This window comes from Chrysiogenia bacterium (assembly GCA_020434085.1).
In the GTDB taxonomy this organism is placed as follows: domain Bacteria; phylum JAGRBM01; class JAGRBM01; order JAGRBM01; family JAGRBM01; genus JAGRBM01.
This window is the reverse complement of sequence record JAGRBM010000340.1, coordinates 1-7716: the sequence shown is the minus strand read 5'-3', so window position 1 is coordinate 7716 and position 7716 is coordinate 1. Positions and strand designations below refer to the sequence as shown.

8 protein-coding genes are annotated in these 7716 nt (G+C 65.1%); 4 read left to right on the top strand and 4 right to left on the bottom strand.

Annotated elements, in window-relative coordinates; all coding sequences use genetic code 11:
* The first annotated feature begins 63 nt into the window (after positions 1-63).
* Positions 64-693, top strand: a complete 630-nt coding sequence (locus KDH09_11800) for a hypothetical protein (GenBank protein MCB0220371.1) — start codon at positions 64-66, stop codon at positions 691-693.
* A gap of 4 nt (positions 694-697) precedes the next feature.
* On the opposite strand, the gene KDH09_11795 is transcribed toward KDH09_11800, so the two are convergent.
* The 4 genes from KDH09_11795 to KDH09_11780 form a co-directional block, all read right to left on the bottom strand.
* The gene (locus KDH09_11795) at positions 698-1078 is read right to left on the bottom strand and encodes a DoxX family protein (protein ID MCB0220370.1); all 381 of its coding nucleotides are present in this window, start codon (positions 1076-1078) and stop codon (positions 698-700) included.
* 346 nt (positions 1079-1424) lie between these two features.
* Positions 1425-2240: an enoyl-CoA hydratase/isomerase family protein gene (locus KDH09_11790; GenBank protein MCB0220369.1), complete on the bottom strand. Its 816-nt coding sequence runs from the start codon at positions 2238-2240 to the stop codon at positions 1425-1427.
* Between the two features lie 133 nt (positions 2241-2373).
* Positions 2374-3654 (bottom strand): alpha/beta hydrolase, encoded by a 1281-nt coding sequence (locus tag KDH09_11785; protein ID MCB0220368.1) that lies wholly within the window; start codon positions 3652-3654, stop codon positions 2374-2376.
* A gap of 15 nt (positions 3655-3669) precedes the next feature.
* Entirely contained in the window at positions 3670-4782 is a 1113-nt protein-coding gene (locus KDH09_11780) for a homogentisate 1,2-dioxygenase (protein ID MCB0220367.1), read from the bottom strand.
* Between the two features lie 253 nt (positions 4783-5035).
* On the opposite strand from KDH09_11780, the gene KDH09_11775 reads away from it, so the two are divergent.
* Genes KDH09_11775 through KDH09_11765 form a run of 3 tightly spaced genes read left to right on the top strand, consistent with a single transcriptional unit; the run spans position 5036 to position 7496 of the window.
* Positions 5036-5635 (top strand): phosphatase PAP2 family protein, encoded by a 600-nt coding sequence (locus tag KDH09_11775; protein ID MCB0220366.1) that lies wholly within the window; start codon positions 5036-5038, stop codon positions 5633-5635.
* Entirely contained in the window at positions 5632-6771 is a 1140-nt protein-coding gene (locus KDH09_11770) for a hypothetical protein (GenBank protein ID MCB0220365.1), read from the top strand. Before KDH09_11775 ends, KDH09_11770 begins: the two co-directional genes overlap by 4 nt.
* Positions 6768-7496, top strand: coding sequence for a 1-acyl-sn-glycerol-3-phosphate acyltransferase (locus KDH09_11765; protein ID MCB0220364.1), 729 nt, complete (start codon positions 6768-6770; stop codon positions 7494-7496). The genes KDH09_11770 and KDH09_11765 overlap by 4 nt, the downstream gene beginning before the upstream one ends.
* Positions 7497-7716 lie beyond the last annotated feature (220 nt).

Genomic DNA, 7716 nt, shown 5'->3' with positions numbered 1-7716 from the left:
GTTGGAAATGCATAGGGTGCCTAACGGCAAGTGGCGATCGAGGGATAGCGCGGGGGGGACTCCATGAAAAAACTCTACTGGCTCTGGTGGGCGGCCTTTGCGCTGGCGGCGTTTTTGACGAGCCCCGCGCCGACGGGGGAGTCGCTCAAACTCTTCGGCAACCTGGCGATCGGCAACTACTGGGACTTCAATCCCGCGCTCATTGCGGAGTGGAATGCGATCGGCGTGCTCTGGCTGGCATTCGGCGCGACGATCTGGCACGAGCGCGAGACGGGCCTTCCCCACGGCGGCTGGTTTCTGCTGGGGGCTTTCTTCTTCGGCGCGATGGCGCTGCTTCCCTACTACGCGCTGCGACGCGACGACTACGTGCTCGAAGCCCCGCAGACCCAGGTCGCGCGGGTGCTCGACCACCCGGCGTTGGGCTGGTTTCTCGCGCTGGCGGGAGCGGGATTGCTGGGGCTGGGAATCTTCGTCGGCGACTGGCCGGCCTTTGTCGATCTGGCGCGGCGCGAGTCCTTCGTCTACGTGATGAGCATCGACATCTGCTTGCTCACGCTGCTCCTGCCGCTCGCGGCGGTGCGCGCCGATATGCGGCGCCGCGGCTGCTGGAACGCAGGCCGCTTTGCGGCTTACGCGGCGATTCCGGTTGTGGGTCCGATGTTCTACCTGGCGAGGCGGCCGCCCCTTGCCTGAGGGTTTACCAGGGCGAGCTCATCCCCAGCGTGTTCATGGCGTGGGGCAGGGTGAGCCAGGCGCTCAGCAGAACCAGCCCCACGATCACCAGCGTGCCGGTGCCGTTGGTGGAATTGACCTTCACGTAGTTCGTATACGTCGCGCCGCACATCACCGGAAAGATCAGGAGCGCGCCGAGCGTCGCCGTCGGGGGGAACCAGATCCCGGCAAGGAGCCCCGCGCCGCCGACGACCTCGATGAGACCCGCGACGACCCGCAGCCACTGCGGGTAGCCGAACTTCTCAAAGGCCCGCGCGAAATACTTCACGCCGACAACCTTCGGTGAGCCGGTAACGAGGAACAGCACGCCGAGCACGGCGATGAAAATGTTCGTTCCAAGGGGCATGGGATCTCTCCGTTTCCATTCAGCGCTCCCCCGCGGACGGGGGAGCTGTCCGGCGGAGCCGGACTGAGGGGGCGTGCCGCGCAGCACTTATAGCACCTGCCCCCATCTGCCTTTGGCATCTTCCCCCGGCACGGGGGAAGAGCTGAGTCGTCGCGCCTTCGGCGCGGGCTTGGTGCCCCTTCTGCCTTCGGCATCTTCCCCCTCTCGATTGCCAAACAGGGCGGGGGAAGAGCTGATCAGTCGCGCCTTCGGCGCGGGCTTGGTGCCCCATCTGCCTTTGGCATCTTCCCCCTCTCGATTGCCAAACAGGGCGGGGGAAGAGCTGAGAAGCGGCGCCTTCGGCGCCTCAGTCGTCCTCGTACTCCGGCACCTTCTTCTGAACCCACGCCATGACTGCGCGCTGCACGTCTTTGGTCTGAAGCGCCATGACCTGGTTGCGGTTTTCGATCTCGATGGATTCCTCCAGCGAGAGCCCGCCCTGCACGCGGTTGATGGCTTCCTTGGTGATGCGCAGCGCAAAGGGGCTGGCCGTGCCGATGATCTGCTCGGCCAGCTCGAAGGCGGCATCGAGCAGCTTCTCGCCCTCGACGATGCGGCTGACCAGGCCGCGCTGCAGTGCTTCGCCTGGTTCCATGAAGCGCCCGGTGTACATCATCTCGGAGGCGACACTCGAACCCAGTAGTTTTTGCAGGAAGTAGCTCGATCCCATGTCGGCGCCGCCGATGCCGATCTTGATGAAGGCGTTGTTGAACTTCGTCGTCGGCGTGCAGATACGGATGTCGGATGCAAGCGCGATGGCCATGCCGCCACCGGCGGCCGGACCGTTCACCGCGGCGATGATGGGCTGGGGAATCTGGCGCATCTTCAGCGGGATGCCGCCGTAGTCCTTCTGCATCTGGTAGGTGGCCTGGATGACGCCGAGCGCGCCCTTCTCATTGGGATTGGTGTTGCCAAAGCCTTCCTTGAGATCCGCGCCCGCGCAGAAACCCTTGCCCGCGCCGGTGATGACGATAACGCGGGTGTCGAGATTGCCGGCAACCGTGTCGAGGGCTTCGAGCAGCTCGCGCACCACCTGGTGAGAGAGCGCGTTGTAGCGCTCGGGCCGGTTGAGCGTGATCAGCGCGACGTGCTTGCGCGGTTTTTCGATCTTGATGAATTCCATTTTTTGAGCCTTTCCCCTCTCCCTTTGGGAGAGAGCCAGGGTGAGGGTTTTGTTGCTGCAGCGGCGCAGCCCTCACCCGCTCGCTTTGCTCGCCTCCCTCTCGCGGAGGGAGAGGGAAGTGCGGAAGTCGTTTCTATACCGGCCAGCGTTCTTTGAGCCAGGGGTGAATGAACTCGTTCCAGGCGCGCGCGCGAGGGCAATCGAGTTTAGCACCCTGCTCGCCCACGGGATTGAGATAGTGATCGGCCCACTCGAGCTGGTGCAAAGCCTTGTCGCTTGCGCCGCAGAGCTCAAATGCCCGGTCGGCCTCGGCCGGGTAGATGTCGGTATCGCCGTAGGTGTTCACAATGTTCACCGGCACCTTCACCGAGGGAAGCGTGCGCTCAAGGTAGGCGCGCGAGGAAAGGCCCGACCACGTGGAGAGCCAGCCGCGCACGCTCATCACGCGCGCAAGGCCCTCGCCGTAGTTGCCGGCAATGGGATCACGCCCGCCGTAGGCGAAGATGCTTCCGATGGGTCGCTGCGAGGGATCGATGGACAGATCCAGGTAACGCGGGTCCGAGAGCGTGCGGTAGATAAGCAGGTAGCGGCGCTGCAGGCCGTAGCGACGAAGGCGGCTCTGCTCGTCGGCGTCCATGCTCGCAAAGTCGGGGTTGCGATACTTTCCGCGGAAGTAGGCGGCCTCTTCGGCCCATTCGAGCGCCTGCCGGTCGATGCGCTCGCAGCGGGCGCGCTGGCCCTCGCGGAACTCGGCCAGGAAATCGGCCGAGTATTTCGATTGCCCCTTCGCCAGCGGCACGTAGCCGTTGTCGGGATTGTACATGTCGAGGCGCGGGTTGACGGCCGTGGGATTGGCTTCGTCGACGACGGAGGGATCGAGCCGGTCGAGCAGGAACTTTCCCTCGCCCGGGTGCGCGGCCAGCAGGCACAGCCCGTTAACCGTGGGCATCTCCACCTCGCGAAGGGGCACCTTGTCACCCGAGGGGCCGCGGTCGAATCGCTTCTCAGCGGGCAGGCTCGACTGCTCGATATAGAAGCTCGAGAACGAACCGCCGCCGGAATTGCCGATGAGGACGATCTTCTTGAAGCCGCGCTCCTTGAGGAAGCGCACGGCGCCGCCCATGTCGAGCAGGATGCGCTCGTGCATGCAGTCGGCGTCGTTGTTGAGGTTGCGCGTGTTGCAGCCAAGGAATGCGTAGCCCGCACCGGCGGCGTGGGGCGCTACGTAGTGGCGCGAGAAATCACCGCGCGGGTGCATGGCCAGCAGCGCCACGTCGGGGTCGGTTTTGGGCGGCAGATACAGAATCCCGCGCAGCGGCCAGCCGTCCAGCGCGGTGGGGCTCACGTTTTCCTGGCGGATGGCCGGGTCGATTTCCTTGTAGTCGGAGGGAATCTCGAATCGCTCGAATGCCATGGGTGGTGCTCCTGTCTACTTTCCTTCAGCGGCAACAATGTCGCGATCGGTGGCGCGTGCCTCGGGCGTGACCTTGAGGGGGCGCTCGGTGTCGACGGCAACCAGCTCCCACTCGATGCGCTGGATCTTGTCGTGGGTGTTGCGCGCCATCACGCGGATGGGCTCGGGAATGCCGTGGTGAATGCCCTGCGGCGAGAGGGTGATGCGTCCCTTTGGAATCGGGCCGCCCAGAAATGAACCGCCGTGCATGAAGACCACTTCGTCGTAGTCGACATTGCGGTGATACCAGGGCGGGCGCTCGGCGCCTTTCTTTTCCTCGGCGCGTCGCGGCAGGAAGTTCACCACCATGAGGCCCGGCGCCTGCAGGAAGAGGTGCACCGTGGGCGGCAGGTGGATGGTGTCGGAATTGATGACGTTGATGTCGCGGATGTTGAGCTTGAAGGGAAAGAGATCGCCCTTCCAGCCCTCGACGTCGCAGGGGTTCCATTTGTAAAAGATGGAGTGCCATTCCCCGCCGAACTTCACGCGCACTTCCCACTCGCTCTGGCCCTCGCTCTCGAGCACTTGGGGCTCGGGCACATAAACCAGGGTCGGGTCGAAAGGTGCGTGGCGGCCGAAGACACCGAAGTCGGGGACTTCCATCTCCCCGTAGGTCTCGAGAATGAAGAAGTGGTTCTCTTCGGAGTCGGGAACCACGCGGTAGGTCGTCGCCTTGGGAATCACCACGTAGTCGCCGGGCTCATAGGGAACCGGGCCGAACTCGGTTTCGAAGGTGCCGGTGCCCACGTGTACGAAGTGCGCCTCGTCGGCATCGGCGTTGCGCACGAAGTGAGGCATCGCGGCCTTTCGCTTGCTCACGAACATGGCGCAGTCCTCGTTGTAGAGAACCTTGAGCGGCGCGCCGGCAGGATCGCTTTCGTCGGCGGGGCTCATCCGGCGCGAGCTGAAGTCCCAGAGCTTGAGATCGCTTGTTGCGCGATACTGCGTGGGGTCATTGCGCCGGTAGAGCTGCGCGACGCGTCCATAGAATCCCTTGCGACCGAGCTCGTCGTCCTTGAGCCCCTCGGGAATGTCGACGTGCGCCTGCCGCGGCACGCGCCCCTTGCTGAAATGAACGAAGGATTTCATCGGCTGGTCCCCTGTCTTCTGCCCAGAACTGAGCGAAACTCACCGCCCGGGTGGGGAGGCTATTTATGATTGACTTGTCAGTCAATAAAAAAGTTCACGCAAATTTGAGATCAGCCGCAAACCGCTGTTTTCAGGCCCGACGCGCCGATTTCTTGAGACTGTGTTAGGCTGGCGCGGCGTGGAAAGCTCTCAGTCCTCACCTCTCGCTGCGCCCGCCTCCCGCCCGCATTCGTGGAGCACCTGGTGGCGCGGAATGACGCCCCAGCACGGACTCTGGGCGCTGCTGATGGGGCAGTTCTTTGCGCTCGGTTACCTGGGAATTCCCCGCATCGTCGAAGGGCGCGAGTGGATCAGCATCGCCTTCGCCTTCGAGGACAAGATCCCCTATCAGAGCTGGGCCGCGCTGCCCTATACCCTCGGCTATGTCTACGCCGTCTCACCGGGCATCTGGTTTTCCGAAATTCATTTCTTTCGCCGCGGTGCATTGGGGCTGATGGCGGCGATGGCGGTCTCGTTTGTCTGCTTCCTTCTCATCCCGGTGCGGGTGATGACGCCGCCGCCCAGCGGATTCTGGGACAGCCTGCTGCTTCCGCGCATGCTCTGGCTCAATGACGGGGGCTGGAACTCGTTTCCCTCGTTGCATGTGGCGACGGCGACGCTGGCATGGGGATCGCTCCGCCATGTCTCGCCGCGCATCAAGATTCTTGCGAGCATCTGCTGGGCGCTCATCTTTGCGAGCACGCTGCTTCTCAAAAAACACTACCTTCTCGACTCGCTCACCGGCGCGGCGCTCGGGCTCGTCCTGCACCGCCTGATTGTCGAGCCGGTGCATCGCGCGGAGGAACAGGCTTGAAAGCAGGCTGGATGCTTGCGCTCGCGCTGCTCGCGCAGAGCCCGCAGGCAATGAAACAGAACATGGACATGACACGCACGCAGCTCTTCGACCACGTGAGCGTCGCGGCCCCGGCGGGCGGGCCGTGGCGGGTGATGACCCGTGCCGGGGACGGCTGGTCGGAAGCTCCCGCCGACATCCTCGAAGCGGACGGGGCGCGCTCCCTTCACCTGCGGGCGCGCTCGCTGGGCGAGCCTTCGGAAGGCGCCGCGCCCGAGGGCGCCGCCTGGCGCATCCGCGTGCAGAGCGGCGAGGACGCGCGCGAGGGATTCCTTGTGCCCGGCGCTCCAACGGCGAGCACGGCGGGGCGTCTCTCGGGACATGCCTACGCTTCCGAGGACTTCTCGCTCGAATTTACCGGCGGCTCGGGTTTCTACCGGAACTTCCGAACGGGGCAGGGCATGCTCTCCGAGGCGATCGGTTTTCGCATCGGCGGCCGCGCGCTGGGGATCATCCCCTTCGAGCGGACCGACGCGGACTTTCGTTTCGATGCAATTCGCGCCGACGGGGGACATGCCTTCATCCGGCGTCGCGCAGAGGTCGCCGTCAAGGCGCTGGTTCGCTGGAGCGAGGCCAAGCCATCCACCCTGTACCTGGGTTCCGATCTCATCGAGCAGGAAGTGCTCATCGACCTGCCACGGGCGCTCATCCTGCTGGGCAACGCCATCGACGTGGAGAACTGGTTCACGCTGCCGGCCGACGCGCGGGTGCTGCTGCCCGGGGCCGCGCGGTTTGAGGCCCCCGGACGCCTGCCCGCCGACCACTCCTATGAGTGGATCGTCGTCGCAACTGCCGGCGGCGGCTTTGTCCACTGGCTTGAGCTTCCCGGAAACGAGCAGGCCCTGGGACCGAAACTCTACGCAAGCAAGCGCCGGAGCGGCGGCTGGCGCGTGGGCTACCGGCTCGAGGATGTCGAGGAGAGCTGGGAAGAGGCCGACCCCGAAAGCGACGGCGTGCGCATGGTGCAGTGGGTCGCCTGGCTGGGCGGGCCCGAGTTCGTCAAAGCCCTGGAGGCCGACGGTGCCGCCGGGGAACTTGCCCGTTCGCTGGCAAGCCCGCACGTCCCCTGGCGCGTCGAACTGGAGAAACTTCGGTGAGCGAACGCAAGGACAAGGTAGTCAGCGGGCTTCGCCTGGGAGTCATGGCGGGCGTGAGCGTCGGCATGGCCGGCGCGGCGATGACGAGCTTTCTGTTTGGCAAAGACACCGACTGGGGGCACTGGCACCTGCGCCGCTACTGGAGCGGGAGCATTCTGGCAGGCTGCGGCATCCGCCACCGCGCCACCGGGACCGAGCAACTCGACCCGCAAAAGACCTACGTCTTCGTCTCCAACCACTGCAGCGAGTGGGACTGGTATCTCTTCACGCACCACGTGCCCATCAACTGGCGTGCGGTGATTCGCGCCGATCTCCGGCGCTTCCCGTTCACCGGCCCCATGGCCGCGCGGCTCGAGCAGATCTTTCTCTCTCCCAAAGCCGACACCGAGGAACTCATCGAGCTCTGCCGGCCGCACCTGGCACGCGGCAGGTCGATCCTCATGTATCCCGAGGGAAAACGCCCGCCGCCCGGAGAGCTCGCGCCGTTTCGTCCCGGCGCCTTCGTGCTTGCCGCGCGCACGGGCACGCCGGTCGTCCCGGTCTCGGTGATGGAGAATCCGCCCGCAAGCGCGCGCGGCCCCTGGGGGCGCGGCTTCGCCCACACCCCGCGCGAGGTCGTCCTGCGCGTGGGCGCGCCCATTGAAACAGAAGGGCGCGATGCCGAAGAACTCTGCGCGCTCGCGCATGCCCGAATGAAGGAATTGATGGAGACGCGCGAGGGGTAGCCCTCAGCCCGCCGTTTCCTCGACCATCCTGAGCATCTCGGAGCCGTAAGCCCGGCCCCGGCGGGGGCGTTGCCGCGTTTTTTTTTACCTCCGGCGGCCTGACAAGGACGCAGGATGTCACAGTCCTCCCGTAGGCTGATGCTCGATGCTGCGCCGCACGAGCAAAATTCAATGGCACGTGCCCGAGCCCTGGCGGGGCGGGCTCTACGAGCGCGCTTTC